Here is a 25,476-nt window from a genome sequence, read left to right as displayed (position 1 = left end):
GTTTATCCGGTCCATGGTGCAGTGTATCGGGAAACCAATAATGCGGATCGTTTTTTTGCTTGTCGGAATGAGAAATGCCAGCCGCCGAAGCGGACTGGCATCAAAAGGCAAGGTTTTACCGCATCAGAAGCTGTAGTTCGCCGACACGGAGAAGTTGCGTGGCGCACCGTAAACGGCGTAGGTGCCCAGATAGTCGTAGTACTCTTTATCGAACAGGTTGTTGATATTGGCCTGTACGGAAAGCTGTTTGGTCACCTGGTAGCGGCTGAACAGATTGACCAGCGTGTAGCTGCCCTGCTCGACCTGCGTTGAACCCAGCGGCCCGGCGACGTTATCCTGCCAGGTGTGGTTTTGCCAGTTCACGCCGCCGCCCACGGTCAGGTCCTGCAGCATCGGCAGGCGATAGCTGGTAAACAGCTTGGCGGTGGTGCGCGGCAGTTCAGGTTTTACCGCCGTGCCGTCACGCTGCTCGGCGATATAGCGCGATGCGCCGAAGGTCATCTGCCAGTTGTCGGTCAGCGCGCCGTTGACTTCGAACTCGACGCCGCGGCTGACGGAATCCACCGCCTGATAGGCGTACTCGGTGGTGCCGGTAATAAAGCCGTAGGTATTCACGCCGAGGTTATTCTGCTCGGTGCGGAACACGGACAGGGTGGCGGTCAGGCGGCTGTTCGCCCAGTCACCCTTCAGGCCGGCCTCATAACTCTTACCGGTTACCGGGTCGAGGTAGCTGGCGCTGGCGTCGCGCGAGCTTTGCGGCTGGAAGATGGTGGTGTAGCTGGCGTAGGCCGAATAGGTGTCGTTAATGTCGTAAGTCAGACCGGCATAAGGCGCGATCTTTTTGCTGTCTTTATCCCCGGAGGTTCCACGTGCGCTCCACTGGGTATAGCGCGCGCCAACCAGCAGCGACAGCGGATCGGCCAGCGAGAAGCGTGCGGCGGTGTAGGCAGATTTCTGACGGATGGTATCGTCATCTTCCACCGTCCAGTCGTTCCAGTCACCCTGAGGCGTGTTGCCATCCCAGTTGTTGTAGTCGCCATTGTAGGTCATGCCGTCAAAGAACGTGTTCATGAAGTAGTTCTTCTGGCGGCTGTAGCTGCCGCCGACCATCAGCTCGTGGCTGCGGCCAAGCAGTTCAAATGGCCCGTTGGCATACACATCAACCGAGTCAACTTTACGCGTGCCTTTGTTCCAGCCGCTGAAGAGGTAGGCACCCTGACCGGTTTGCTGATCCGGATAGCCGTACGGGTACATCAGCTTGCTGTCGAAGGTGGTTTTGCTGTGGCTGCCGTTAACCTGCGCCTGCCAGCCGTTATCAAACCTCTGCGTCAGGTTAGCGTAGACTTTGTTGCTCTGTTTGTCGGTGTAGGACCAGTCCGGCGCGGCGTTAAAGCTGCGGTCGTAATGGGTGCGCTCGCCGTTGCTGTACCAGGTCGGCAGCCCGCCCCAGCTCGGGTCGCGGGTTTCAGTCTGCTGGAAGTCCCAGCCGAGTGAGAGGGTGGTGGAATCGGTCAGATCGGCATCCACGATAGTGCTCAGGAAGCGCTTACGGTTGTGGTAGCGGTCCAGCCAGCTATCGTTTTCCTGATAGCCGCCGATGGCGCGAGCACGGACGGTACCTTCTTCGTTCAGCGGTACGGTGACATCGCCAACATAGCGCTGTTTGTCCCAGCTGCCGGTTTCCGCAGACAGGCTGCCGGTCAGCTCTTTGCTGTCGGCGTGCTTGCGCACCATGTTAACGGAGGCCGACGGGTAGCCGGAACCGGTGCTCAGGCTGTTGGCGCCCCGAATCACCTCAATACGGTCGTAAATGGCGGTGTCGGAGGCGTTATCGCCGAAGTCCCAGATATCATCCACCACGGTTGGGATGCCATCGAACAGGTAGTTATTGATCAGATAGCCGCGTGACCAGTAAGAAGAGCGGTTGGAGTCGATATTAAATGCAGAAATACCGGTGGTATTGGTCAGCACGTCGCCGACGCTTTGCAGCGCCTGATCCTGCATACGCTGTTTGCTGACAATGGTTGCGGACTGCGGGATATCGCGCAGCGCCAGCGGCATTTTGGTCCCGGCGGTGGTGACCGGAACGCTGTAGTCGGTGTCAGCGGTAGGTGATGCTGCGCTGTCCCCCGCTTTTGCTTCTACGGTCAGGGTGTTTTCACTGGTCTCGGCGGCAAATACGGGCTGAAGTGCGGAGAGCACCAGCAGGGCGGCCAGGGTCGGTTTAAACAGGGACCGGGCAGAGGATGCTGCTGTACGGTGATGCGGCAGGGTACGCGAAGAAGACAAAATCGAGCCTCATTTATCAGTGATTTATTGACGCTTTTTCCGCACCGCGCGCTTTAAAATCCCAATAAATGTCAGGTGATTCTGGCGTGTTAATTTATCCCTGTATTAACCGGTGAGGCGCTTTTACGGCCCAATCCGCGCCGCAGTTTTCATCTTTATTAAAAAAGAGAATGAGAACTATATGTATTAGCGTTGTAGCTGTAAACGATTATCAGGCGCGAAGGACAATTAAAGTTTCGGTAAGTTCCGGAATGACGAAATCTTAACAATTGCCAAAGCGCTGAAATGAAAAAGCCACCTGCGGGAGGTGGCTAAAGAAGGGGGATGACGGGTTGGCTCACTGCGGCAGCGTGGCCTGCGGCCAACCGTGACGCGGGGGTCAGAAGTCGGCTTTCAGCACCACGCGGAAATCGGCTTTACCGGCGCGCACGTGGTCCAGCGCCTCGTTGATTTTCGACATGGGGAAGAACTCCACTTTCGGGGCGATATCGCGGCGCGAGGCCAGCTTCAGCAGCGAACGCAGCTGGCCCGGAGAACCGGTAGAAGAACCGGTGATCGCCTTATCGCCCATAATCAGGTCAAACGCGCTGACCTGGAACGGCTTCATGACCGCGCCCACCGTGTGGAACTTGCCCTGCGGCGCCAGCGCATTGAAGTAGGGCTGCCAGTCGAGGTCAACGGCCACGGTGCTGATAATCAGATCGAAACGGCCCGCCAGCGCCTTCAGCGCTTCAGGATCGCGGCTGTTCACCACTTCGTCCGCACCCATGTCGAGGATCGACTGCTTTTTGGCCGGCGTGGAGCTGAACGCCACCACTTCGGCACCCATCGCACGCAGAATTTTAATCGCAATATGGCCCAGACCGCCGATGCCGATTACCCCGACCCGGCTGGTGGCGGTGATGTTGCTCATCAGCAGCGGCTTAAAGACCGTGATGCCGCCGCACAGCAGTGGACCGGCGCTGGCTGCATCCAGGTTCTCCGGCAGCGGGATCACCCACTGCCAGTCGGCACGCAGTTTCTCGGCAAAGCCGCCGTGGTTCAGAATGGTTGGCGTGCTGCCCTGCTGGCAGTTGACCTGCTCGCCGTTAATACAGGCATCGCAGTGCTGGCAGCTTTTGGCCGTCCAGCCAATACCCACGCGCTGGCCGATTTTCAGGCCTTTGGTTTTTGCCGCTTCGCCGAGTGCCGCCACGCGGCCGATCACTTCATGTCCGGCGATAGTCGGGAACTGCGAGATGCCCCACTCGTTATCGATCATCGACAGGTCAGAATGGCAGACGCCGCAGTATTCCACCTCGACTTCCACTTCCTCTGCGCCCAGCGCACCGGCTTCGTACTCATACAGTTCCAGAGCCTGTCCTGCTGCCAGTGCCGCATAGCTTTTGATTTTCATGTTTCTTACCTCAGATTCAGTTTTCGGTCGAAGGGCAAGTGTAGCCGTTTAGTGAGTCAAAATGGTGTCTGCGCCGCACGTAAGGTTTATCTGAACAACTGACTGCGGGGAAAATGGGCAACAGCGCGATATTTCACACTGTCTGGCCCGCATAAATTGCGGTCCGGGCCAGAGTAGAAAACTTAGCGGGTTGGAAATACGAAAGCCGGGCAACAAGATGCTGAGTGGCGGTTATCGGTACATAGCAAAAGGGCCGGGTATTCCCGGCCCTGAATGATTACTCGTTAATCCGCGGATGCTGATTAATCAAGTGCGTACGCTTCGCTTCCAGTTCGGCAATCTGCTCGTTGATGTCTTCGATCTTCTGCTCGATGTTGTCGTGATGCTCCTGCAGGATTTCTTTCGCCTCGGTAATGTCCGACGCAGCCGGAGTGGCACCGCGCAACGGCATGTTCGCCGTCTCCTTCATCGTCAGACCGGTCACCAGACCCACCAGCGCGACCACCATCAGGTAGTAAGCCGGCATGTACAGATTGCTGGTCGCTTCAACCAGCCAGGCGGCCAGCGTTGGCGTCAGGCCCGCAATCAGCACCGAAATGTTAAAGGCGCTGGCTAAGGCACTGTAGCGGATGTGGGTCGGGAACATGGCGGGCAGAGTCGATGCCATCACGCCGGTGAAGCTGTTGAGGATCACCGCCAGCAGCAGCAGACCGGCAAAAATCAGCCCCATCACGCCGCTGTTAATCAGCATAAAGCAGGGAACCGCCAGCACCAGCAGCGCGATACTGCCGATAATGACAAACGGACGACGGCCAAATTTATCGCTCATCAGCCCCATCACCGGCTGCACAAACAGCATACCCAGCATGATGGCGATAATAATCATCACCCCATGATCTTCCGAGTAGTGCAGGTTATGCGACAGGTAGCTCGGCATATAGGTCAGTAGCATGTAGTAGGTGACGTTGGTGGCAATCACCAGCCCGACGCAGGACAGCAGGCTGCGCCAGTGTTTGGTAGCAATCTCTTTAAAGGAGATTTTCGGACCGTCGGCCAGGCCTTCACGGTCGCCCTGCTCAAGCTTATCGACGTGCTGCTGGAACGCCGGGGTTTCTTCCAGCGCGTGGCGCAGATACAGACCGATGATGCCCAGCGGCAGGGCAACGAAGAACGGAATACGCCAGCCCCAGTCGAGGAATTTCTCCTCACCGACTACGGTTGAAATCAGTACCACCAGGCCCGCACCCAGCACGAAACCGGCGATAGAACCGAAGTCCAGCCAGCTGCCCATAAAGCCGCGTTTGCGGTCCGGGGAGTATTCGGCAACGAAGATCGATGCGCCGGTATATTCACCGCCCACCGAGAAGCCCTGAGCCATTTTACACAGCAGCAGTAGAATCGGTGCCCAGATGCCGATAGAGGCATGGGAAGGGATCAGGCCAATACAGAAGGTACTGACCGACATGATGATAATGGTGATGGAAAGGATTTTCTGGCGACCGTATTTATCGCCCAGAGCCCCAAAGAACAATCCGCCAAGCGGGCGAATCAGGAAGGGTACGGAGAACGTCGCCAGCGCGGCGATCATCTGCACGCCGGGATCGGCGCCGGGGAAAAATACCTGACCAAGGGCATAGGCTACGAAGCCGTAAACGCCGAAATCGAACCATTCCATGGCGTTGCCCAGTGAGGCCGCGGTAATTGCTTTGCGTAATCTACTGTCATCGATGATAGTGACGTCTTTTAAACCAATTGGTTTGACACGCTTCCTACGTGAAATCATATAAAGCACCCTGTAATTTTCTGTTTTTAATCCCAAAATTCCAACATCATCGAGCGGGCCAGACGAGCTGGCGGAGCGATAATGTGGGAAAAATCCAGCGGCAAAATGCGTCGGCGGCGGGCTTCAATGGCGCACTCACACGGCCAAATCACGCACTTCACCACCGTTTATTATAGAACCTCTGCGCGATGTCGCATTTTTTCGGGAAAAAAAATCAGAAATTGATGGAAGCAGGATGTACAGAAGCCAGGGGAAATGGTGGTCGATCGAGCGCCTTAATTCACGCCCGACCTGGTGAATATTCCAGCACGTGGGGGGTTAAACGGCGCGGGTATCCTGGCACCCGCTAGCGTTGTGCTCCTGCAGCCACTCTGACAGGGCCGCGCTTTCCATCGGGCGGGCGAAGTAGTAGCCCTGGATCAACGAGACGCCGTGGTTTTGCAGATAGCGCAGCTGCATTTCGTTCTCCACCCCTTCCGCCACCACCTTTAACGCCAGCTTATCGGCCAGGGAAATAATCGCATCCAGCACCGGGGTTTCGCCGTCCACGGATTCTATGGTGTTAACAAATCCACGGTCGATCTTCAGGTAATCCAGCGGGAAGGTTTGCAGGTAAGAGAGTGCGCAGTGGCCGGTACCAAAATCATCAATGGCAATAATGATTCCTTCACGGCGCAGTTCGGCCAGTCGCTGGGAAACCATCCGATCTTCGCCGATCAGGCTGCGCTCGGTCAGTTCGAGGGTGATTGTCGGTTTGAGATGATCCATCCCGGCGGCAAAGGCCCGAATATCCGACATGAACTCATCATGCTGCAAATGTTCTGCGGCCAGATTCACGCTGAGATGAAAACCCGGTTCCAGCTGCCACTGCGCGCTGTCCTGAATCACCCTTTGCAACAGGTAGCGGGTCAGCGGCACAATCATGCCTTCGGACTCGGCGGCGGAAATAAACACATCCGGCCGCACCCAGTGCCCGTCAGGGCGCTGCCAGCGCATCAGCGCCTCAGCGCCGCTAAATTTCTGCGTTTGCAGATTAAAGACCGGCTGGTAGTGAACGGAAAATTCGTTGCGTTCGATGCCGCGGCGGATTTCATCGCGGAACGAGCCTTTGCGTTTCAGCCAGTTGCTGGTCAGCGCCACAAACAGCAGGGAAAGGATCAGCGCCATCGGCATCAGGCTGAACAGCACCTGCTGCCAGTTATAAAGCAGCTCGCTGCGGGAAGAGGTAACGCTGAGGGTAATCGCATAGCGATCGGAGTGGGTATTCAGCGTGTGATTCCCCCATTTTTTATCGCTCTGGCGGGTGGCGGGAACGCCGCTAAACATGGCAAATCCGTCGCCAAATTTCATCGAAATGTCGTAATCGTGGCGCATGCCTGCTGCCCAGATAAAATCAATAAAATACTGCCCGTCGACCAGCGCGTAGCTGGCGAATCCGTCACGGTCTTCATGCATAAACAGCACGGCAGGGCGATTATTGACCCCGCTGGTACCGGCAACGGAGAGGCTCCACAGGCCTTTGTGATCGGCAGGCAGCGGGCGGCGAATAATATCTTCTATTGAATCCTGGCGCTCGCCAAAGGTGGATGAGCAGATGACGTTATCGTCCTGAACAAGGCCCACTGAGCGAAAATAAGGATGCATCGAGCCATACTCCTGCAGCTCATCTTTAATATCCGCGCAGCGATGATTTTTATATGACTGTAAAGAGGCGGTCATCACCCGCGCTCTGTCGCTGATATTTTCTGCCTGGGACATCAGCATTGAACTGGTGACGGTAAGCTGCCGCTTCACCATTTGCCCCGCTTCCAGCAGCGTGAACAACAGGCAAAGCAGGATCGGTATCAGTCCTGCGGCAACCAGCCAGCGTAGGTCGTGCCTGGGTTTTTCAGTCGCGAGCAAAGTGTTCTCCCGTGGTGTCTGGCGGCGGTAAAACAACAGCAGCAGAAAAGGTGAATGAGGCAAGTGAGTATTATGGCAGCAACTTTATGTTGATGCGCAGCGGCAGCGGCTGATTTAAGTAGAAAAATTCGCCTTAAACACTTAGTCAATGCCTGGATTTCTTATGATGCATTTTAAGCGACCGGCGACGGGCCAATTATTGTTGAAATCGACCTTTCGCGTCGAAAATTGCCCTCTGGTGGATTTTTTTCGACTGAAATCGGTGTGCATGTTTGAATAAACCGGGTAATTTCAATGTTTAACCACGTGGGGTCTGGCAATGAAATTAAGCGATATTCCTTTCGGCATAACGGACTGGTCGACGATTGAGGCAACGGAACATCCGGGGGAAACCGGCAGCGCGCAGTGGCGCACGCAGCAGTTTGGCGACGTGCGCGTGCGTCGGGTGGACTATACCCCCGGCTATCTGGCCGATCACTGGTGCAGTAAAGGGCATATTCTGCTGTGCCTGTCCGGCGAGCTGCATACCGAGCTTGACGATGGCCGCGTCTTTACCCTGCGCGCGGGAATGAGCTATCAGGTTGCCGATAATGCGGAAGCACACCGCTCCTGGACCGAGCACGGCGCACAGCTGTTTATCGTCGACTGATTATTTGACCGGGCGGCCATTGCCCAGCAGTATCGCCAGCTTGCTGCCGCCCGGCGTCGTTTCCATCAGAATCTTGCAGACGCTGGTCAGCGGCACGGAGAGCAGCATTCCCACCGGCCCAAGCAGCCAGCCCCAGAAAATCAAAGACAGAAATACCACCAGGCTCGACAGCCCCAGTCCGCGCCCCATCAGCCGTGGCTCCAGCATATTGCCGCACAGCATATGAATGGCGATAAACAGCGCGGCTACCAGCCCGGCATCCAGCGGCGTGTTCAGCAGCAGCGCCTGCAATACCGGCGGGATACCGGCAATCACCGGGCCGATGTTGGGAATATAGTTAAGCAGGAAGGCCACTACTCCCCACAGCAGGGCGAACTTCACCCCCAGCGCCAGCAGTACCAGCCAGACGGCGAATCCCGTAATCAGGCCAATCAGCGTTTTTAAGGCCAGGTAATGCGTGACGCCCTTCAGCGCCCGGTGAAGGCCGGCAATGCGGATTTGTGGATTCACCAGCGCGTTACGCAGCTTGTAGGGCAGGTGATGGACCTCAAACAGCATAAACACCACCGTCATCACCACCAGCACCAGCTGGGTCATCGCGCCGGAAATCTGCGTAAACATGCTGGTGGCCACGTTGACCATCGCACCGGGATCGAGCCGCTGCATCAGCGATTCGCTGGAAAGCCGAATGTGAAAACGCGCGGCGGCGTGTTGTAACACCGCAAGCTTCTGCTCTGCCTGTGACTGGAGCTGCGGATAGATTGCGCTGAACTCATCCGCCGAGCTGGCGATCATTCCCACCAGCATGGCGATGATCAGCAGGATCACCACCACTACCAGGCTGATGGCCATGCCGCGCCGCAGCCCCCGCCGCATCAGTGCAGTCACCAGCGGATTCAGTACGATAGCGAGGAACAGCGCCAGCAGGAAGGGCACCACGATCTCCGCCGAAAGCTTCAGTCCGGCGAGGATAACCACCAGGGTGGCCAGTTTTAGCAGGATGTTCTGCCCGATTTTCTCCTGTGGCAGTGGACTCATGGCGCCTCCGTTGTTAACCGCTCTGGAGCAAGTGTAGCGGCTGCGGCAGTGAGTCCGCCGTTTTTAAGAATGATCGCCTGCTAAGAACGCTCCCGGCGCTGCATCAGCGCCAGCGCACTGAGCATCAGCGTCAGCCCGGTGGTAATCGCAATGGTCGCCATCGCCATGCCCTGGCCGACGGAACCCTGTTCGAACTGCCGCCAGATAAACACCGATACCGTCTGCATACCCGCCGGAGCCAGCAGCAGCGAGGTCACCAGCTCGCGCGAGCCGATAGCAAACACCATCAGCATCGCCGCCAGCAGGCTGGGGAACACCAGCGGCAGCACGATGTAGCGCAGCGCCTGGAACTGGCTGGCGCCGTGTACCCGCGCCGCCGGTTCCAGATTGCCGCCCAGCTGCTTCAGCGCGCTGCCCACGTAGCGCACCGGCCACGGCAGCAGCAGGCAGCAGTAGGAGAGCAGCAGGATCGGCCAGCTGTTATACGGCGTTACCGGCCAGAACGGCTGGTTCCACAGCAGAATTAACCCGACGCCGACCACCACCCCGGGCAGCACGGCGGGCAGCAGCGACAGCCCGTCGATAAAGACCGCCCCGCGGATTTTGCGCACCACCACCAGCCAGGCGGCAAGAAAACCCAGTACGCCGGTAATCAGCGCGGCGGCAAAGGCCAGTCCGAGGCTGGTGGAGAGCGCGTCCAGCGCGTCACCGTGCTGGGCAAACAGCGCACTGAAGTGGCGCAGCGTGAAGTTCTCCAGCCGGATACCGCCGGAAAGGGTGGAAAGCAGGGCGCTGAGCAGCATCGAAGACATCGGCATGATCACCACAACGAAGGCCACCAGGCTGAACAGCACCATCGCGGGCCAGCGCCAGTGGCCCAGCTGCGCGCCTTTGTTCAGGGCGGGCTTGCCGGTAATGCTGGTGACTTCTTTATTACCCACCAGCTTGCGCTGCAGGGTGTAAGCCGCCAGCGCCACCAGCACCAGCAGCATCGACAGCAGCGAGGAACCGGGCAGATCGATAGGCCAGTCCGCCAGGCGCTCTTCGATGCCGACCGTCAGCATGACCACCCCAGCGCGGGAGCCGAGCGCAGCCGGAACGCCGTACTCCTCAATTGCCAGAGTAAATGAAAGCAGTACTCCGGCCGCCAGCGCGGGCAGCATCATCGGTAATGTAATGTGCCAGAAGGCCCGCAGCGCGCTGGCGCCGTGAACCCGCGCCACGATTGCCAGATGCTGTCCGCTGGCGAGCAGGCTGCGCGACACGGCAAAATAGACCACCGGGAAGATATTCAGGGTCATGACCAGCGCAATGCCGTTCTGGCTGAACAGCAGATCGTTGAGATCGAAGCCGATCAGTTGATACAGATAGCCGTTGTGCTGTAGCGCCAGCATCCAGCTGAGTGCGGCAATGTAGGGCGGCGTGAGGAACGGGATCAGCATGACCAGATCCCACAGGCGCGCCAGCGGCAGATCGAACAGCCCGCGCAGGGTGCCAAGAGGAATGCCGACCAGCGCACTGAGCAGCGCCACCGTCAGGCCAATTTTAAGCGTACCGCTTAGCAGGGCAGGCAGCTGCGGGTCACGCAGCAGGGCCGGAATCGGGCTGAACGCCCCGGCCAGCGAACCCTGGGCCAGATGCGGGAACAGCGCTTGTAACAGAATAAACAGCAGCGGCAGCGCAACCAGCACCACCAGCAGCGCCACCGTGAGCAGCGGCATCAGACGAGAATTCATGGGCGATCCTGGAGGGTGGCACCGCTGAGGGTGCCACCGGGTAGGGATTAAGGTTGTTTAAACAGGTCGGCGAAACGTTTTAACACGCTGCCGCGATCGGCACTGCCGCTGCTCTGTGCCGGAAGGATTTTCAGGTCGCTCAGCAGCGGGCGTTTGGCACCGACGTCTGAACGGGCAGGCATCAGCCAGGCATCGGCCACTTTCTGCTGGCCTTCTTCAGACAGCACGTAGTCGACAAAGGCTTTGGCATCCGCCGCATTCTGGCTGCTTTTCAGGATCATCATCGGGCGTGGAGCCACCACCGTACCGCTGGCCGGGAAGATCACTTTGATCGCTTCGCCGTCCTGGATGCTGCCGTAGGAAACATAGTCCACCGCGCCAAACACGGCGGCTTTCGCACCCTGTAGCACCGGCGTCAGCGCCTGGGCGTTAGGGCCGGCAATCACCATGCCGTTATCCTTCAGCTTGCTGAACAGCTGCCATGCACGATCGCCCATGCTGTTTTGCAGGCCAATCAGCAGATCGAGAGAGGCACCTGACAGGGACGGGTCCGGCGTGGTCACCTTACCTTTAAAGGCTTCTGCGGTCAGATCCTGCCACTCTTTTGGCTCCGGGGTGCCGCTCTTGGTGTTCCAGACGATCCCCAGTGCGGAGATCCCCTGCGCCACATAGTCGGCGGTTTTGAACTCAGCCGGGACTTTTTCCGCGTTCGGGCTTTGGTACGGCAGCAGCCAGCCGCGCTGCTGTAGCTCTTCGGCGGTATCCCATGAGGCGGAAATCAGCACGTCCGCCTGCGGATTAGCCTGCTCGGCCTCCAGTCGTGCCATCACCTTACCGGTGGTGGCCTGGAAAATATTTACTTTTACACCGGTCTGTTTTTCAAAGCCTGCGGCCAGGCCTTTTGCCAGCGATCCCGGCCCGGCGGTATAAACGGTCAGTGCCTGTGCGTCGGCGATCATCATGCCAGAAGTCAACAACATGGCGAAAATAGCTCCTGTCTTCATCGGATTAAACAATGTCATGCGGGTTCCCCAGAGAGTGAAGTAACGGTTTGAATAGCAGAAACGGAGCCCGCGGCCAGCCAGACGATGCGATCCGCCAGGATCTCCGCCTCGCGCCGGTCGTGGGTGACGTACACCGCGGTGGTGCCGAGCTGGCGCAGCAGCGTGGCCATCTCCAGACACAGCGACTCGCGCAGATCGGTATCAAGATTGGATAGCGGTTCATCGAACAGCAGGATTTTGGGTTCAGCGATAATCGCGCGTGCCAATGCGACACGCTGCTGCTGACCCCCCGACAGATCGGACGGCTTGCGTGCGGCGAAATCGCCGAGTCCGACGCGCTGTAGCGCCTGCATCACCCGCTGCTGACGTTCCTGAGAGGAGACGCGCCGCATCAGCAGGGGAAACGCCACGTTCTGCGCCACCGTCATATGCGGCCACAGGGCGTAATCCTGGAAAACCATGCCAATATCGCGCTGTTCGGGCGGCGTGCTTTTACCGGGATCGGCAATCAGACGTTCGCCAAACTGCAGCGTGCCCTGCTGCGGCTCCAGCAGCCCGGCAAGAATTTTTAGCAGGGTGCTTTTGCCGCAGCCGGAAGGGCCGAGCAGGGCCACGATAGAGCCGGGTTCGATATCCAGATCGATGTGATTGAGTACGCGGTGTTCGCCAAAGGCATAACCAATGCCTTTCAGCGTAACGGCGACGGGTGAGCGGGTCATGGCGACACTCCGTTATTGCGCGGGCGTGCCTGACCAGCCGCCGGCCAGGGCCGGTAGCATGTGCTCACCTGAAGGAAGTTCAGGGGAGTAAAGACCATATTGTTATCCTCTTTGGGACTCTGTGGGGCGGAGTATAGAGAGGCTTTGTGACGAAAATATGGCGGTATTCGCGCCCGCTGCGGCGAATAAATATCCGTAGGACGCTAACGGTTCAGGTATAGTGAGGCCTCGACTTTTTTGCTTTGCGAGCCGTAATTTCCATGTCAGACCCGTCAGCAGGCGACGCCGCGCAATCCGGCCTGCGCTTAAATCTGCGCATTATCTCCGTTGTTATTTTCAACTTTGCCAGCTATCTGACCATCGGGCTGCCGCTGGCGGTGCTGCCCGGCTACGTCCATGACGTGATGGGTTACAGCGCCTTCTGGGCCGGTCTGGTGATTAGTCTGCAATATTTCGCCACGCTGCTTAGCCGCCCTCATGCCGGGCGTTTTGCCGATCTCTGGGGACCGAAGAAAGTGGTGATCTTTGGCCTGTTCGGCGCGCTGATTTGCGGCATCTGCTACGCGCTGGCGGCACTGAGCAGCGCCATTCCTCTCGTGAGTTTGCTGCTGTTATGCCTCGGGCGCGTGGTGCTGGGCGTGGGGCAGAGCTTTGCCGGAACGGGGGCCACGCTGTGGGGCGTGGGTGTGGTGGGATCGCTGCACATTGGCCGGGTGATTTCATGGAACGGGATTTTCACCTACGGCGCGATGGCGATCGGTGCGCCGCTGGGCGTGGCAATCTATATGTGGGGCGGCCTGCTGCTGCTGGCGGCGATAGTGATCGCCATCGCGCTGGTGGCGATTGTGCTGGCGTTCCCCCGGCCTGCGGTAAAAACCAGCAAGGGAAAACCGCTGCCGTTTCGCGCGGTGCTTGGACGTATCTGGGGCTATGGCCTGATCCTGGCGATGGGCTCGGTGGGTTTCGGGGTGATCGCCACCTTTATTACCCTGTTTTATCAGGATAAGGGCTGGCAGGGTGCGGCCTTCGCCCTGACGCTGTTCAGCGTGGCGTTTGTTGGTACGCGTATGCTGTTCCCCAATGCCATCAACCGCTTTGGCGGACTGAACGTGGCGCTGGTCTGTTTCGCGGTTGAGGCGTTTGGGCTGCTGATGGTCTGGGGCTCGTGGGAGCCGTGGATGGCGAAAGTGGGTGCGCTGCTGACCGGTGCCGGCTTCTCGCTGGTGTTTCCGGCGATTGGCGTGGTGGCGGTGAAAGTGGTGCCGCCGCAGAATCAGGGTAGCGCGCTGGCGACCTATACCGCCTTTATGGATCTGGCGCTGGGGATAACCGGCCCGCTGGCGGGATTGATTATGAGCTATGCCGGCGTGCCGGTGATTTATCTGCTCAGCAGCGTGCTGGTGTGCCTGGCGATACTGGCGACGCTCCGGTTAAAACGGGTGACGAGCGCATAAAAAAATGCGGCCCTGGAAGGCCGCTAAGTGACACAGATAAGAAGTTAAATCCGGCAGATTTGCCGGATTTTCCGTTACAGCCGGATAAACCCGGCCACGGGATGTTTAGCCCTGCAGCAGCGCGATGCTCTGGCGAATTTCGCGCTCGATGTCCGCAGCGGTCCAGTTGTCCATGCTGGAAGCGAACGGTTCGAAGGCGTAGATGCCTTTGTAACCCAGCTTCTCCAGGCGCTGAACCTGCGACACGCTCTTCAGCAGGTCGCCTTCGCTCAGCATGATGCGCTCTTCGTCGGTCAGCTTGCTGATTTCACGATCGTCTTCCACGCCTGACAGATGCACCAGCCCGATGCGATTGACATCCAGACCGGCGGCGAAGTCCTGCTCCGCGCCTTCATACAGATGGTGGTGGAAGGTATCCAGCACCAGGGTAAACGGCACGTCTGCCTGGTCGATCAGCGCTAACGCCTGGCCTGCGGAACGCAGTGAACTGATCGGGAAGCCCAGCGGCTCAACCAGTCCTTTAACGCCGTAGCGTTCAAACAGCGGTGCCAGCGTACGCAGTGCGTTAACGGTATCTTCGGCTGAAACCGGCGTACCGTCGTTCAGCGGGCACATCACCAGCGCTTTCGCTCCAATCCCCTGCGCATCCTTCAGCAGCCCTTCAGCACGCGCCAGCAGATCGTCACTGATCTGGTTAAACGGGTAGACGGCGTTAATCGTAACGATTTCCATGCCGTACTTTTCAGCCAGGTCTTTCACCTGCTGGTGACTGAGATCGTCAGTCACGCTGCCACCCTTCATATCATTACGCAGCTCAACCTTGTTCAGACCCAGCTTTTGTACCAGCTGGAAAAAGGCTTCAATGCTCAGGGCAGGGGCAATTTTACGGTTAATGCAAATGCGGGTTGGATCGATAGCCATGTGATGGCTCCTGTTTCAGTAGGGTAATAAAAAAAACTCCACCACAGGGCCAGTCTTACCCGATCCGCATGGTGCAGTAAAAGTACGCATAAGAAAACATTTATTTCATAATTAGTGAATAATGAAATTTAAATTTTTAGATCCGCCTCTCAAAATTTCACCGTGCATAAAAAAACACCAGCAAAAACACGGAGAAATCGTCACGAAAAGCGCGAACAATTCCGGGGGCGTTATCGTTACGTGGTAAAACCACTGTTCCGCATGTGGCCTGAGCTGGGGGCTTTTTAGCGATGCCAGCAGGCAGGACCATTTACCCGGCAGAGCCTGACCGTGAAAAATGCGATCCATGCCGCTAAAACCGAATTTTCTAAAGTGAAATATTTGAAAAATTTATTCCAATATTATACTGTCATCCCACGCATTAGAGTTTTGCCCGGCCAGGTAGCGTTGTGATTCAGACTGCCTGCATGGGAACTATCACATCAAAGAGGCCAGAACATGACTATCGTAGGAAACTTTATTGGCGGTAAAACTTCCCTGAGCGCCAGCAACGAAACCATCCCGGTTTACGATCCGGCGACCGGCAAAGTCATCCGTGAACTGACGCAGAGCACCAGCGACGAAGTGGCACACGCCATTGAAGTAGCCCACAACGCTTTCGATAGCTGGTCACGCACTTCTCCACTGCGCCGCGCCCGTATCCTGTTCAACTTTAAAACCCTGATGGAACAGCATCGTGACGAACTGGCCGCGCTGATCGTGAGCGAGCACGGTAAAGTCTGGTCAGATGCACTGGGTGAACTGACCCGTGGTCTGGAAGTCGTTGAGTTCGCCTGTGGTATCCCACACCTGATCAAAGGTGAGAACTCAGCGGACGTCGGTACTGGCGTTGACAGCTACTCACTGATGCAGCCGCTGGGCGTGGTGGCGGGTATCACCCCGTTCAACTTCCCGGCGATGGTGCCACTGTGGATGTTCCCAATCGCGCTGGCCTGCGGTAACACCTTCGTTCTGAAGCCACCGGCTCTGGACCCGTCAGCGTCTGTCCGTATGGCTGAACTGCTGACCGAAGCGGGCCTGCCGGATGGCGTGTTCAACGTGATCCACAGCTCTAACGAAAACGCCGAGCAGCTGTACAAAGATCCGCGCGTTCAGGCAGTGAGCTTCGTGGGTTCTTCCGGCGTTGCCGAACACATCTACACCACCGCCAGCGCACACGGTAAGCGCGTGCAGGCGTTCGGCGCGGCGAAAAACCACGCTATCGTGATGCCGGATGCCGATCTGGATGCCACCGTGAACGCCATCATGGGCGGCGCGTTTGGTTCTGCAGGCGAGCGCTGCATGGCGCTGCCGGTAGTCGTTGCCGTGGGCGACGACACCGCTGACAAACTGATTGCCGCACTGACTCCGCTGGTGAAAGCCCTGCGCGTGGGTCCTGGCATTCACAAAGGTAAAGACGAAAACGAAATGGGGCCGGTGGTTTCTGCTGCGCACCAGAAGAAAGTGCTGGGCTACATCGACAAAGGCGAAGCGGAAGGCGCGAAGCTGGTTGTTGACGGCCGTGGAATTCAGGTTGAAGGCAACCCGGACGGTTACTACGTTGGCGGTACTCTGTTCGATAACGTCACCACCGACATGGTGATCTGGCGTGAAGAGATCTTCGGGCCGGTTCTGAGCATCGTGCGCGCACCTGACTACAAAACCGCACTGGACCTGGTTAACAGCCATGAATTCGGTAACGGCAGCGCCATCTTCACCAGCAATGGCCACACCGGCCGCGACTTCGTACGTGAAGTGCAGGCGGGCATGGTTGGCGTTAACGTACCGGTTCCGGTACCGATGGCCTTCCACAGCTTCGGCGGCTGGAAACGTTCTGTCTTTGGCGCACTGAACGTGCATGGTCCGGACGGCGTGCGTTTCTACACCCGCATGAAGACTGCAACCGTTCGCTGGCCGAGCGGTCAGAAAACCGTGTCTGAGTTCAGCATGCCTACATTGGGCTAATCCTTTTCACCAACAATCCGCGCCGCCGGGCAGTTTGCGGCGGCGCGGGCAAAGGACAAAGCAGCATGTCATTATTAAATAAAGCAAAACAGCCCGATGCACAGGGCCGTATTCAGAACGTCACCCCGGAAAGTGCCGGCTGGCGTTATGTTGGCTTCGATGCCTATCTGCTGAAGAAAGGGCAGACCCTCACGCTTGAAAGCGGTGATAAAGAGCTGTGTCTGGTGCTGGTTGCGGGTCTGGCTTCGGTGAAAACCCGTCAGGCAGAGTTCCCGAATATCGGTAAGCGTATGTCGCCGTTTGAGCGCACGCCGCCGTATTCCGTCTACGTGCCGCACAACGAACAAATTGAAGTGGTGGCCGAGTCCGATCTGGAACTGGCGGTGTGTAATTCACCAAGCCAGGGCAATCTGCCGGCACGTCTGATCGCGCCTGAAGATGTGGGCGTGGAGCAGCGCGGTAAAGGCCACAACAAGCGTCTGGTGCATAACATTCTGCCGGACAACAAGCCTGCCGACAGCCTGCTGGTGGTGGAAGTGTACACCAACGAAGGTGATACCAGCTCCTACCCGAGCCACAAGCACGACCAGGAAGATTCAGAAGACGAAACCTATCTGGAAGAGACGTATTATCACCGTTTCGATCCGGAGCGTGGCTTCGCCCTGCAGCGCGTCTATACCGACGATCGCTCGCTGGATGAGTGCATGGCGGTGTATAACCGCGACGTTGTTACCGTGCCGCGTGGCTACCATCCGGTAGCGACCATCGCCGGTTACGACAACTACTATTTGAACGTAATGGCTGGGCCGGTACGTTTATGGAAATTTACCTGGGAGAAAGATCACGCCTGGGTGAACAGCGATGAGTATCCGCGCAAGAAGTAAGTTGGTTTAGTTGTAGTGATGTACCCCGGAGGGATTCCGGCTGTAGCGATGCAGTCTGAAGCCCGAAGGAAAAGGTTGATGTTGAAAACAAGCTAATAAACGGGCGGCCACCTACGGGCTGCCCGTTTTTTTATGGCTGCCGTTTGCCGCTGACCGAGGTGGGCGTGCGGCCATAAAAGCGCAGGAAGGCGGCGCTGAAGCTGGAAAGATGCTGGTAGCCAACCTTCCACGCCACGGTGGAGACGTGCAGTCCGCTTTCCAGTAACTCCCAGGCGTGAGCCATGCGGATTTCCGTCAGCATACGGTGCGGGGTGGTATTGAACAGCGCCCGGAACCCCTGTTTTAGCGCGAATTCGTTGGTGCCGACCTGAGTACAGAGCCAGGCAACGGTGAGTGGACGGTCGTAATGCTGTTGCAGCAATTCGCGTGCGCGTACCAGCCTGTCCTGGGCCACACCGTTTAGTTCCCGGGAATTGACTGGCGGAGGGGAGAGCAATCGGGCCTGTTCCGCCAGCAGCGTCAGCGCCGCAATCTGTATTTCAAGACCGCTGGACGCGCTGCCATGGAGTGCCACAATCCGCTCGGCCAGCTGCTGAATACTGCTGCCGTGCTGGCCGGAGAATAAAGAGTGGACCTGATTATCTCTCTGCCGACCGCTGAGCAGACCGGTCAGCGCATACTGTTCCATTAGCGGCTCATCGATAATCAGCCGTAGCTGGCGCACCTGCTGACCCGCCGGGAAAAAGCGATCGCCGTGGCTACGGGAAAACAGGGCAACGGTGCTGTGACCGGCACGAAAATGATACTGACTGCCGTCGCGGGCATGGGTGACGGTGCTGCCTTCCAGCGCAATGGCAATAGTCAGGCTACGTATATCCCGCTCTGCGATACCCGGCTCGCGGAGTTCCCTGCGGGGTTGGTAGTGGCAGTAGGCCATGGACAGCCCTTCATCCAGCTGTAAACGATCGACAAACCCTCGGCAGGAAACGTGCGCGCTCGGCTGTCTTTGCCAGCAGAAACGTGGTGCTGAATTCATCTTGCCCTCTTCTTGCCGCGGGTTGGCTCCGCCTTGCCTAAACAAAGCTCCGTTATGCCTAAGAAGCGAATGATACACAATCTCATTAAGAACTTATAGTGACCCGCGGGCTATTCACGGCCTGACTCAGCATCGCGCCACAAACGGGGCGAGGATAGAAATCACCAATTCGGAGTGAGAAATGAACGAATTATCGGACGGCAATCGCCGCCTCGCCGGGGGCGCGATGGCGCGGCCAGGACAGCTCTGGCTGCTTTGGCTGGGCTTCATCATGGTGTCGCTGAATATGCGGCTGATCTTTGCAACGGTGGGGCCGCTGCTGTCGGCGCTGCACCTGAGTTTTACCTCAACGCTGCTGGTGACCACGCTGCCACTGGTGCTGCTGAGTGTTTTCTCTATTACCGGTGTGAAGCTGCGCCAGCGAATGGGGGAAGAGCGGGCGCTGTTTGTGGCGCTGGTTTTGCTGTGCCTCGGTTGTGCTATGCGCGGAGGAGGAGAGGCCATGCTCCTGCTGGGCACGGCGATTGGCAGTGTGGGTATTGCGGTGATGAACGTCATTATGCCCGCGCTGGCGCGTAAGCGTTTTCTGCCGCAGCAGATGGGGTCGGTAATGGGAATTTATGCGCTGATGCTGGGTGTCGGGGCGGTAATCGGTGCCGGTGGCGCTTTCCCACTGTTCCTATCGCTGGGGGCGGATGAGATGGCCGCTTATCAATCCCTGGGGCTGTGGGCGATCCCGGCGCTGTTGGCGCTGCTGATCTGGCTACCGCAGCTGCGTCACTCCGTTGCAGCGGGACAGGTTTCCGGGGGGCGCAACGGTGCGGGGAACGATCTGTATCGCCAACGCGTGGCGTGGTCGGTGACGCTATTTTTTGGCTTGCAGGTGCTGAATCTGTATGTCTTCCTTGCGTGGATGCCGACCATTTTCACCAGTCGGGGCTCATCGCCTGAAAGTGCTGCGCTGCTGTTTTCCGCTTCGCAGTTTAGTCTGATGATTGGCGGCTTCCTGGTGCCGTTCCTGGCGGCGCGCGCACGCGATCAGCGCGGATTTATGGTCCTCACCATTTTGTGCTGCCTGGTGGGCACGCTCGGAATTCTGTATGCCCCTGGGAATAGCGCGATGGTGTGGGTACTGTTGCTGGGATTTGGTCAGGGAGCCGGGCCGGGGCTGGGAACTTATCTGTTTGTTGTCCGCAGCGCCAGTGGTGAAAGTGCCGCCCGGCTCTCCGCGATGGCACAGAGCGTCGGCTATTTGATCGCCGGATTGGGGCCGCTGCTGGTGGGCTATCTGTGGAAGTTTGTCGGTAGCTGGGATCTGCCGCTGCTGCTGGTGGCCGGGCTGCTGGTGCTTGAACTGCTGGTTTGCCTGCCCGCCGGGAAGAATCAGCGAATTTGACAGCTAACCGGCGCTGCAGGGAGCGAGCGCCGGTTAGTCGCGGTTAGTTTGCGTTATTCAGCGCCAGTGATACCGCCAGGGTTTGTGCCAGGCACAGGGAAGCCACCTGCGAGCGGAATCCGTCAACCTGCGCTTCGCGCACCACGAAGCAGACGTCGCTAAAGGCGGCCAGCGGACTCACCTGGCTGTCGGTAATGGCGATCTGATGGGCACCGCGTTTGGCTCCCAGCTCAACCAGTTCGACCGCTTCACGCGCGTAAGGTGAGTAGCTGATGGCAATCACCACATCTTTTGGGTTTACCATGCTCAGCTGTTCGGCAAACATGCCACCCAGACCGTCGATTAAAAATGCACGGCGCTCAAGGTGGCGCAGAGCATAGGTCAGGTAAGAGGCAACGCTAAACGAGCGGCGCAGGCCAATTACATAGATGTTATCGGCCTCATCGAGCATTTTGACTGCTTTTTCCAGCTGCTCGGGGTTAATCTGCATTGCCAGCTGCTGAAGCGCCTGAGAGTTCACCATGGTGAACACATTCAGGATCTCAGCCGGATTTTCAGGTGCGGTTGGCGTTTCATCTGTCGCGGTCTGGCGGAACAGACGTGCACGTTCAGTGTAGTTGACCGTTTCTTCCATCAGGTGCTGGCGAAACACCTGCTTCATTTCATTGAAGCCGCTGAAGCCAAAGGCATTCGAGAAGCGAATTAAGGTGGAGGGCGGTACGTCTGCCTGCTGTGCAATGGAAGCGACGGTGTCGAAGGCGATACTGTTACTGTTATCCAGAATATAGCGAGCCACCTGCTTCAGGCGTTTGCTTAAGGTGTCATAACGGCGACGGATATCGTCCTGTAGCAGTGAAAGCTGTGTTGGATTGTTGGTCATTAAGCGGCTCGCTAATCTCAAAATTGATGTTCTTCTGAACGCCATTCTACCAGATGAACAAAAAATTTCACTTGATGAAGAAAGCAGCGCCTTTTATTTCATCAGGGTTGGGAATTGGTTCACAAAATTGCAACGAACTGGCAAAACTCAGAGGCAGGATACCGCGAGAACTAGGTAACAAAATCTCTGCTTCAGCATTTTATGCTGTATTAGTGCCTGTTTAAAGGTTCTTTATTGGTGATGACAAAGCCACTGTTAATATCCGGTTATCTCCCTGAAGATACTCCTGCTGTGGCCAGGGGGGGGTTCGGATACCGCGTTTACGGCCTTTATCTCTTTGATCTCCTGAGCATTAATGTACAGTTTCAATATTATCAACCACTAATTTTATATTTATGTTTTTTTATGCTGTAAGTATTATTTTCTGATTTTATCAGGAAAGGAAATTATCGAAATTCGCAATCAGGGAATTTTGCATTTCAACGAAAAAGAATGTTTTGTTACACTTAATGTGCAATTGGATTAATTCACTATTTATATCAAGTGATAATAAATATTATTGCCAGTAAGTTTCATCAGTAGAGTATCGTTCTTATTAACGAAATAATTTCATCTGGTTGATTTTTCCATGATTGAAATAATAAAAAATGGAAGATATATGTTTGCATGGAAGATGACTGCAATTGCGTTTATTTTTGGTCTTTGCCTACCCTGTTATGCTGCTGATACGGGGGGGACGGCTGTTAATTTCAGAGGCCGCGTTGTTGATAAAAACCCGTGTACTATTAACAATGATAATCAGATCATCGTACCCTTTGGAAATGTTTTAAAGGAAAATGCCGATGGAGAAAAGATTAAGAAGAATCTGAATGTTAGTGTGAAATGTACCGATTTGAATACAAATGATAAATTAAAAATGCAAATCACGGGTTCATCAAATTTCTCTGAATATATTCTTGACACCAGCATGAAGGATATGGGGATTGTTTTTTATAACAATGATGATTTGATTGAGTTAAATACGTGGTTCAATTTACCTGACCCGGCAGAAAGTCTGATATTGACAGCCTCTCCTGTGATTCTTGATAAAAACAGTACAGCCAGCGGTGATTTTAATGCGACAGCAACCTTACTGGTTAGCATTCAATAAGTATTGTCTAAAACAATCTAAGGTGACTGAGATTTAACTGAGTATCTTAGATTAATATTTAGGTTAAGATTAAAAAAGATGGATATGTTATGTTTTTATCAGTAATTCGCATTGTTTTTTTACTGGCATGTATATGTCCATCAATGTCTTATGCAGCGATTGCCATACAACAGTCACGGGTCATTTTCGATGGCGATAAATTATCGCAAAGCCTGTTGGTGATTAATCAAAACCCTCATGCTCCTTATCTGGTGCACGGGTGGATAGAGGATGAAATTGGCAAACGTGTACAGGGACCGTTGCTGATACTTCCTCCTATTCAGCGTATAGAACCTGGGGAAAACTCGCAGATTAAAATTCAGGCGCTGACTGCGGCGAGGTTGTTACGCCAGGACCGGGAAACGTTGTTTTATTTAAACCTGCGGGAAATTCCTCCCCGAGTTAAGGGGGGCAATACTCTCCAGGTTGCGTTGCAAAATCGTATCAAGGTCTTCTATCGCCCTGTGGGATTGAAAAATCGGGAACTTGCCAGCCCGTGGCACTCACAGCTGATATTAACCCGGCGAGATAATCGCTGGCAGATTGCCAATCCAAGCCCGTATTACATCACGTTGGTGGACGCACAGATTCATCAAAAGGGATCACAAATCGCTGATTTCACGCCATTAATGCTGGCGCCGGGTAGCAGTGAAATGTTGCCGGGTAATATCAGTCATTATGGCCATGCACCGGTATTTACCTACCTGAACGACTATGGCGGCCGCCCCGAAGTTACTTTTAAATGTGGCAAAGAACGCTGCAATGTCATCTCCAATCGGGTTCCACGTAGTTAATACCTGCGAACTTTTTCCGTAATAACGTTCATATTAATTTTAATAAATTCGCTATGGTAATCATGAAGATAATAAAAGATATTTCCGCTAACAGGCTTCCGATAAAGGTATTGGCGTTTGTGATGCTGGCCAGCTCGACGGCATACGCCGTTCCTTCGCGACCTGCAGGAATGCCGGATGGTGGATGCTGGGCCGATCCAATGAACAATTTGATGATCGCACTAAGTGCTTCGTCATTCAGTACTAATCAGGAAGGGGAAACTGCGACCATTTCATACACCACACAACCAGAAGAATATCCGGGGTGGTGCTACAGTGAATCTGGAGCAACCAGTGCAACTTATTTTGCATCGGATATTGGGATAAATACTCCAGGCAAGTTTCCGGGATATAATAAATTAACCGATGATGTTGATTTCCGTATTACTATCGATTTTTCGGGAGTGGAAATCTCATCTCCTTTTGTGGATAAGGGTATAACCGCACTGATTGGGCCTACGGGGGATGGTGTTACCATGTTGCAAAGAGCTACAAAGGGTAACCGTGGAAAGATTGATTTCAAACTTCGTCGGACATTAATTGGTGGTGCCTTCTTTGTTCCCGGGGGGATGGAACTGGCCAACTTATATCGCTATGTCTATTATGGTAGCCGATCTACAATACCGGTATATAGGCTTATCACGCAACAAACCATCATTCCTGTTCCTGTGGAATGTAGTATTAACGAAGGGAAAACGATAGATATTGATTTTGGACTGATTGAAAGCTCCATGTTAACAACGTCGGCACTGTCATCACGCTATCAGGATGACCGTCAGCTCCAGTACAAGTGTAATACTACGCTGACTCAGAACATTCAGGTTAATCTTGTCGCCGATAGTGCACCTTTTGGTAATGCGATTAAAACCTCAAATCCGGATATTGGTATTGTCATGCTCTATAATAATCAGCCCGTAACACCAAATAACGGCTTCCAGACTATGTTAGTCAATGGGATGGGGAGCGATAATGTCAGCTTCGCCGTGGTTGGAAGTGGTAAAAAACCCGCTCCTGGAGATTTTAATGGTTCTGCAGTGCTCATTATTGGGCAATTGTGAGAATAAAGGGTGAATGGTAACATTCACCTGATGCTGTGTTTAGTTATATTCCGAACGGATCAGTAAATATGCACTTCTGAAAATTGGTTGGTTGCCAGTCTCATAGAGGTCAAGAGTAATGGTAAAGTTTTTTGTAGTGCCGCCTGGAACAGGATAGTTATTGGATGCTTTACCATTTGCTAAATAGAATTTTATTTTTGTATCGTACATATCCAGTCCATCTGATTCATTGTCTTTGCCGTTACTTAGAATCATTTTTACATTGCTATAGTTATCACATTTTATGGAACCTGGAACTCCTATTAATGTAATAACATTTTTTCATTTTTCTTCTTGATTAGAAAATTACTGGTATTCAATAGCCATTGTTGCTGATGCGTTAAATTTCCCACCTCTAAGCACACTATCCTTTCTCTTAACCAGCACCGCTTCTAATTTTAAACTGTTTGCAAGGTTGAAACTAACCGTGCTGTTTAGTATGAATTGTGAAGTGCCATTATATAGTGCAACACCTAAATTATAGTTGTCGGTTTCCAATACCTTTTTGTCAAAGTCTGCACCATTGCCGCTTATTGTCATTTTCAAATTCGGTGATGTCGCGGATTTGCAATCTATGGTGTATTGAATTGGTATTCTGTTATAGCGACCATCAATTTTTGTAGTGATTACGCTATTGCCAAAATTTACATAGATGACCTGGTTATTGTTAATTTTACAAGGTGGTTTTACTATTTTCACACTAACGTTAACCTGACTAGCCTGAGCAATACTCACGGGGATTGTCATGATTAAAAAAGAAGTGAAAAGCCGTAATGATCTTGAAAATTTATGACTTATGATCTGCATCATTTGACCCTCTACTTTTTATATCAATAACCAGCGTTCAACGTTAATCAATCGAAGTCTGCTGATAGTGTAATTTAATAAAAAGAAGTATTTGAAATTATGAATTTCCCAATGGAAAATTAAGGGTCGTGTTTTTTCATCCGACCTCTGTTCATTGATTGTATAGTTATGCGCAGAGTCAAATATGAAAGAATTTATATTTTGATGTGCGGTAAATTACTGTGGTTTTTATTAAATATTGTCAGGTATTATAAATGTGATCGTTTAAGCGAGAAAGATACTTTTCCTTAAAAAATCAATTTCGATATTAAATATTGATGAAATGGTTTGCTAAATAATAAGAATAGAATAAAAAACGTGCTGGGTGCTGGGTGCTGGGTGCTGGGTGCTGGGTGCTGGGTGCTGGGTGCTGGGTGCTGGGTGCTGGGTGCTGGGTGCTGGGTGCTGGGTGCTGGGTGC

20 protein-coding genes are annotated in these 25,476 nt (G+C 54.7%); 8 read left to right on the top strand and 12 right to left on the bottom strand.

The annotated features are described in order from the left end of the window. Positions 1 to 123 precede the first annotated feature (123 nt). The 4 genes from fhuE to JOE09_RS22055 all read right to left on the bottom strand — a co-directional run bounded on the left by fhuE (position 124) and on the right by JOE09_RS22055 (position 7,370). Positions 124 to 2,271 (bottom strand): ferric-rhodotorulic acid/ferric-coprogen receptor FhuE, encoded by a 2,148-nt coding sequence (gene fhuE, locus JOE09_RS22070; protein WP_420830700.1) that lies wholly within the window; start codon positions 2,269 to 2,271, stop codon positions 124 to 126. A 397-nt stretch (positions 2,272 to 2,668) separates the two neighbouring features. Then, the gene (gene ahr, locus JOE09_RS22065; protein WP_205067337.1) at positions 2,669 to 3,685 is read right to left on the bottom strand and encodes an NADPH-dependent aldehyde reductase Ahr; all 1,017 of its coding nucleotides are present in this window, start codon (positions 3,683 to 3,685) and stop codon (positions 2,669 to 2,671) included. 277 nt (positions 3,686 to 3,962) lie between these two features. Then, positions 3,963 to 5,468 carry a glycine betaine/L-proline transporter ProP gene (gene proP, locus JOE09_RS22060; RefSeq protein WP_200547170.1) on the bottom strand — a complete coding sequence of 502 codons (1,506 nt, stop codon included), beginning with the start codon at positions 5,466 to 5,468 and terminating at the stop codon, positions 3,963 to 3,965. Between the two features lie 318 nt (positions 5,469 to 5,786). Next, positions 5,787 to 7,370 carry an EAL domain-containing protein gene (locus JOE09_RS22055; RefSeq protein ID WP_205067336.1) on the bottom strand — a complete coding sequence of 528 codons (1,584 nt, stop codon included), beginning with the start codon at positions 7,368 to 7,370 and terminating at the stop codon, positions 5,787 to 5,789. 319 nt (positions 7,371 to 7,689) lie between these two features. Between JOE09_RS22055 and JOE09_RS22050 the strand changes: the two genes are divergently transcribed. Further along, entirely contained in the window at positions 7,690 to 8,019 is a 330-nt protein-coding gene (locus JOE09_RS22050) for a DHCW motif cupin fold protein (RefSeq protein ID WP_200547168.1), read from the top strand. Here JOE09_RS22050 and JOE09_RS22045 read toward each other — a convergent pair whose 3' ends face one another. The 4 genes from JOE09_RS22045 to JOE09_RS22030 form a co-directional block, all read right to left on the bottom strand. Further along, positions 8,020 to 9,057 (bottom strand): AI-2E family transporter, encoded by a 1,038-nt coding sequence (locus tag JOE09_RS22045; protein WP_105594114.1) that lies wholly within the window; start codon positions 9,055 to 9,057, stop codon positions 8,020 to 8,022. It lies immediately after the preceding gene. A gap of 80 nt (positions 9,058 to 9,137) precedes the next feature. Then, positions 9,138 to 10,793, bottom strand: a complete 1,656-nt coding sequence (locus JOE09_RS22040; protein WP_205067335.1) for an ABC transporter permease — start codon at positions 10,791 to 10,793, stop codon at positions 9,138 to 9,140. A gap of 47 nt (positions 10,794 to 10,840) precedes the next feature. Then, positions 10,841 to 11,815, bottom strand: a complete 975-nt coding sequence (locus JOE09_RS22035) for an ABC transporter substrate-binding protein (protein WP_200547165.1) — start codon at positions 11,813 to 11,815, stop codon at positions 10,841 to 10,843. Beyond that, complete coding sequence (locus JOE09_RS22030; protein ID WP_205067334.1) at positions 11,812 to 12,516, bottom strand: ABC transporter ATP-binding protein; 705 nt, start codon at positions 12,514 to 12,516, stop codon at positions 11,812 to 11,814. Before JOE09_RS22030 ends, JOE09_RS22035 begins: the two co-directional genes overlap by 4 nt. Before the next feature lie 260 nt (positions 12,517 to 12,776). On the opposite strand from JOE09_RS22030, the gene JOE09_RS22025 reads away from it, so the two are divergent. Beyond that, complete coding sequence (locus tag JOE09_RS22025) at positions 12,777 to 13,970, top strand: MFS transporter (protein ID WP_205067333.1); 1,194 nt, start codon at positions 12,777 to 12,779, stop codon at positions 13,968 to 13,970. 105 nt (positions 13,971 to 14,075) lie between these two features. Here JOE09_RS22025 and JOE09_RS22020 read toward each other — a convergent pair whose 3' ends face one another. Beyond that, positions 14,076 to 14,891, bottom strand: a complete 816-nt coding sequence (locus tag JOE09_RS22020; protein ID WP_205067332.1) for a TIM barrel protein — start codon at positions 14,889 to 14,891, stop codon at positions 14,076 to 14,078. 498 nt (positions 14,892 to 15,389) lie between these two features. On the opposite strand from JOE09_RS22020, the gene JOE09_RS22015 reads away from it, so the two are divergent. Beyond that, positions 15,390 to 16,895, top strand: coding sequence for a CoA-acylating methylmalonate-semialdehyde dehydrogenase (locus JOE09_RS22015; RefSeq protein ID WP_200547161.1), 1,506 nt, complete (start codon positions 15,390 to 15,392; stop codon positions 16,893 to 16,895). 65 nt (positions 16,896 to 16,960) lie between these two features. Next, complete coding sequence (gene iolB, locus JOE09_RS22010; protein WP_200560945.1) at positions 16,961 to 17,779, top strand: 5-deoxy-glucuronate isomerase; 819 nt, start codon at positions 16,961 to 16,963, stop codon at positions 17,777 to 17,779. A gap of 130 nt (positions 17,780 to 17,909) precedes the next feature. Here the strand turns inward: iolB and JOE09_RS22005 are convergent, their stop codons facing one another. Further along, a complete protein-coding gene (locus JOE09_RS22005) occupies positions 17,910 to 18,815 on the bottom strand; it encodes a helix-turn-helix transcriptional regulator (RefSeq protein WP_205067331.1) in 906 nt (301 codons plus the stop codon). A gap of 181 nt (positions 18,816 to 18,996) precedes the next feature. Here JOE09_RS22005 and JOE09_RS22000 point away from each other — a divergent pair, with 181 nt between their 5' ends. Beyond that, positions 18,997 to 20,211, top strand: coding sequence for an MFS transporter (locus JOE09_RS22000; RefSeq protein WP_205067330.1), 1,215 nt, complete (start codon positions 18,997 to 18,999; stop codon positions 20,209 to 20,211). A gap of 43 nt (positions 20,212 to 20,254) precedes the next feature. Here the strand turns inward: JOE09_RS22000 and JOE09_RS21995 are convergent, their stop codons facing one another. Further along, positions 20,255 to 21,091: a MurR/RpiR family transcriptional regulator gene (locus JOE09_RS21995; protein ID WP_105594105.1), complete on the bottom strand. Its 837-nt coding sequence runs from the start codon at positions 21,089 to 21,091 to the stop codon at positions 20,255 to 20,257. A 658-nt stretch (positions 21,092 to 21,749) separates the two neighbouring features. Here JOE09_RS21995 and JOE09_RS21990 point away from each other — a divergent pair. The 3 genes from JOE09_RS21990 to JOE09_RS21980 all read left to right on the top strand — a co-directional run bounded on the left by JOE09_RS21990 (position 21,750) and on the right by JOE09_RS21980 (position 24,171). Continuing rightward, a complete protein-coding gene (locus JOE09_RS21990) occupies positions 21,750 to 22,241 on the top strand; it encodes a fimbrial protein (RefSeq protein WP_205067329.1) in 492 nt (163 codons plus the stop codon). An 89-nt stretch (positions 22,242 to 22,330) separates the two neighbouring features. Next, positions 22,331 to 23,074, top strand: a complete 744-nt coding sequence (locus JOE09_RS21985; protein WP_205067328.1) for a fimbria/pilus periplasmic chaperone — start codon at positions 22,331 to 22,333, stop codon at positions 23,072 to 23,074. A 53-nt stretch (positions 23,075 to 23,127) separates the two neighbouring features. Next, positions 23,128 to 24,171 carry a fimbrial protein gene (locus JOE09_RS21980; RefSeq protein ID WP_205067327.1) on the top strand — a complete coding sequence of 348 codons (1,044 nt, stop codon included), beginning with the start codon at positions 23,128 to 23,130 and terminating at the stop codon, positions 24,169 to 24,171. Positions 24,172 to 24,516: 345 nt separating this feature from the next. Here JOE09_RS21980 and JOE09_RS21975 read toward each other — a convergent pair whose 3' ends face one another. Next, on the bottom strand, positions 24,517 to 24,945 hold the full coding sequence (locus JOE09_RS21975) for a fimbrial protein (RefSeq protein ID WP_338049380.1): 429 nt from the start codon (positions 24,943 to 24,945) through the stop codon (positions 24,517 to 24,519). Positions 24,946 to 25,476 lie beyond the last annotated feature (531 nt).

It is taken from the genome of Pantoea coffeiphila, assembly GCF_016909495.1.
GTDB classification, from domain to species: Bacteria; Pseudomonadota; Gammaproteobacteria; order Enterobacterales; family Enterobacteriaceae; genus Erwinia; species Erwinia coffeiphila.
Note: the sequence above shows the minus strand (reverse complement) of the source record. Positions and strands in the feature narration are given on the sequence as shown.

Bases quoted from the DNA above. Each gene is read 5' to 3' on its own strand.
- JOE09_RS22000 (WP_205067330.1), top strand. From the start codon at position 18,997: ATGAACGAATTATCGGACGGCAATCGCCGCCTCGCCGGGGGCGCGATG.
- JOE09_RS21990 (WP_205067329.1), top strand. From the start codon at position 21,750: ATGTTTGCATGGAAGATGACTGCAATTGCGTTTATTTTTGGTCTTTGC.
- ahr (WP_205067337.1), bottom strand. From the start codon at position 3,685: ATGAAAATCAAAAGCTATGCGGCACTGGCAGCAGGACAGGCTCTGGAA.
- JOE09_RS21985 (WP_205067328.1), top strand. From the start codon at position 22,331: ATGTTTTTATCAGTAATTCGCATTGTTTTTTTACTGGCATGTATATGT.
- JOE09_RS21980 (WP_205067327.1), top strand. From the start codon at position 23,128: ATGGTAATCATGAAGATAATAAAAGATATTTCCGCTAACAGGCTTCCG.
- JOE09_RS22050 (WP_200547168.1), top strand. From the start codon at position 7,690: ATGAAATTAAGCGATATTCCTTTCGGCATAACGGACTGGTCGACGATT.
- proP (WP_200547170.1), bottom strand. From the start codon at position 5,468: ATGATTTCACGTAGGAAGCGTGTCAAACCAATTGGTTTAAAAGACGTC.
- JOE09_RS22040 (WP_205067335.1), bottom strand. From the start codon at position 10,793: ATGAATTCTCGTCTGATGCCGCTGCTCACGGTGGCGCTGCTGGTGGTG.
- JOE09_RS22045 (WP_105594114.1), bottom strand. From the start codon at position 9,057: ATGAGTCCACTGCCACAGGAGAAAATCGGGCAGAACATCCTGCTAAAA.
- JOE09_RS22005 (WP_205067331.1), bottom strand. From the start codon at position 18,815: ATGAATTCAGCACCACGTTTCTGCTGGCAAAGACAGCCGAGCGCGCAC.
- JOE09_RS22020 (WP_205067332.1), bottom strand. From the start codon at position 14,891: ATGGCTATCGATCCAACCCGCATTTGCATTAACCGTAAAATTGCCCCT.
- JOE09_RS22015 (WP_200547161.1), top strand. From the start codon at position 15,390: ATGACTATCGTAGGAAACTTTATTGGCGGTAAAACTTCCCTGAGCGCC.
- JOE09_RS22035 (WP_200547165.1), bottom strand. From the start codon at position 11,815: ATGACATTGTTTAATCCGATGAAGACAGGAGCTATTTTCGCCATGTTG.
- JOE09_RS21995 (WP_105594105.1), bottom strand. From the start codon at position 21,091: ATGACCAACAATCCAACACAGCTTTCACTGCTACAGGACGATATCCGT.
- JOE09_RS22025 (WP_205067333.1), top strand. From the start codon at position 12,777: ATGTCAGACCCGTCAGCAGGCGACGCCGCGCAATCCGGCCTGCGCTTA.
- JOE09_RS22030 (WP_205067334.1), bottom strand. From the start codon at position 12,516: ATGACCCGCTCACCCGTCGCCGTTACGCTGAAAGGCATTGGTTATGCC.
- iolB (WP_200560945.1), top strand. From the start codon at position 16,961: ATGTCATTATTAAATAAAGCAAAACAGCCCGATGCACAGGGCCGTATT.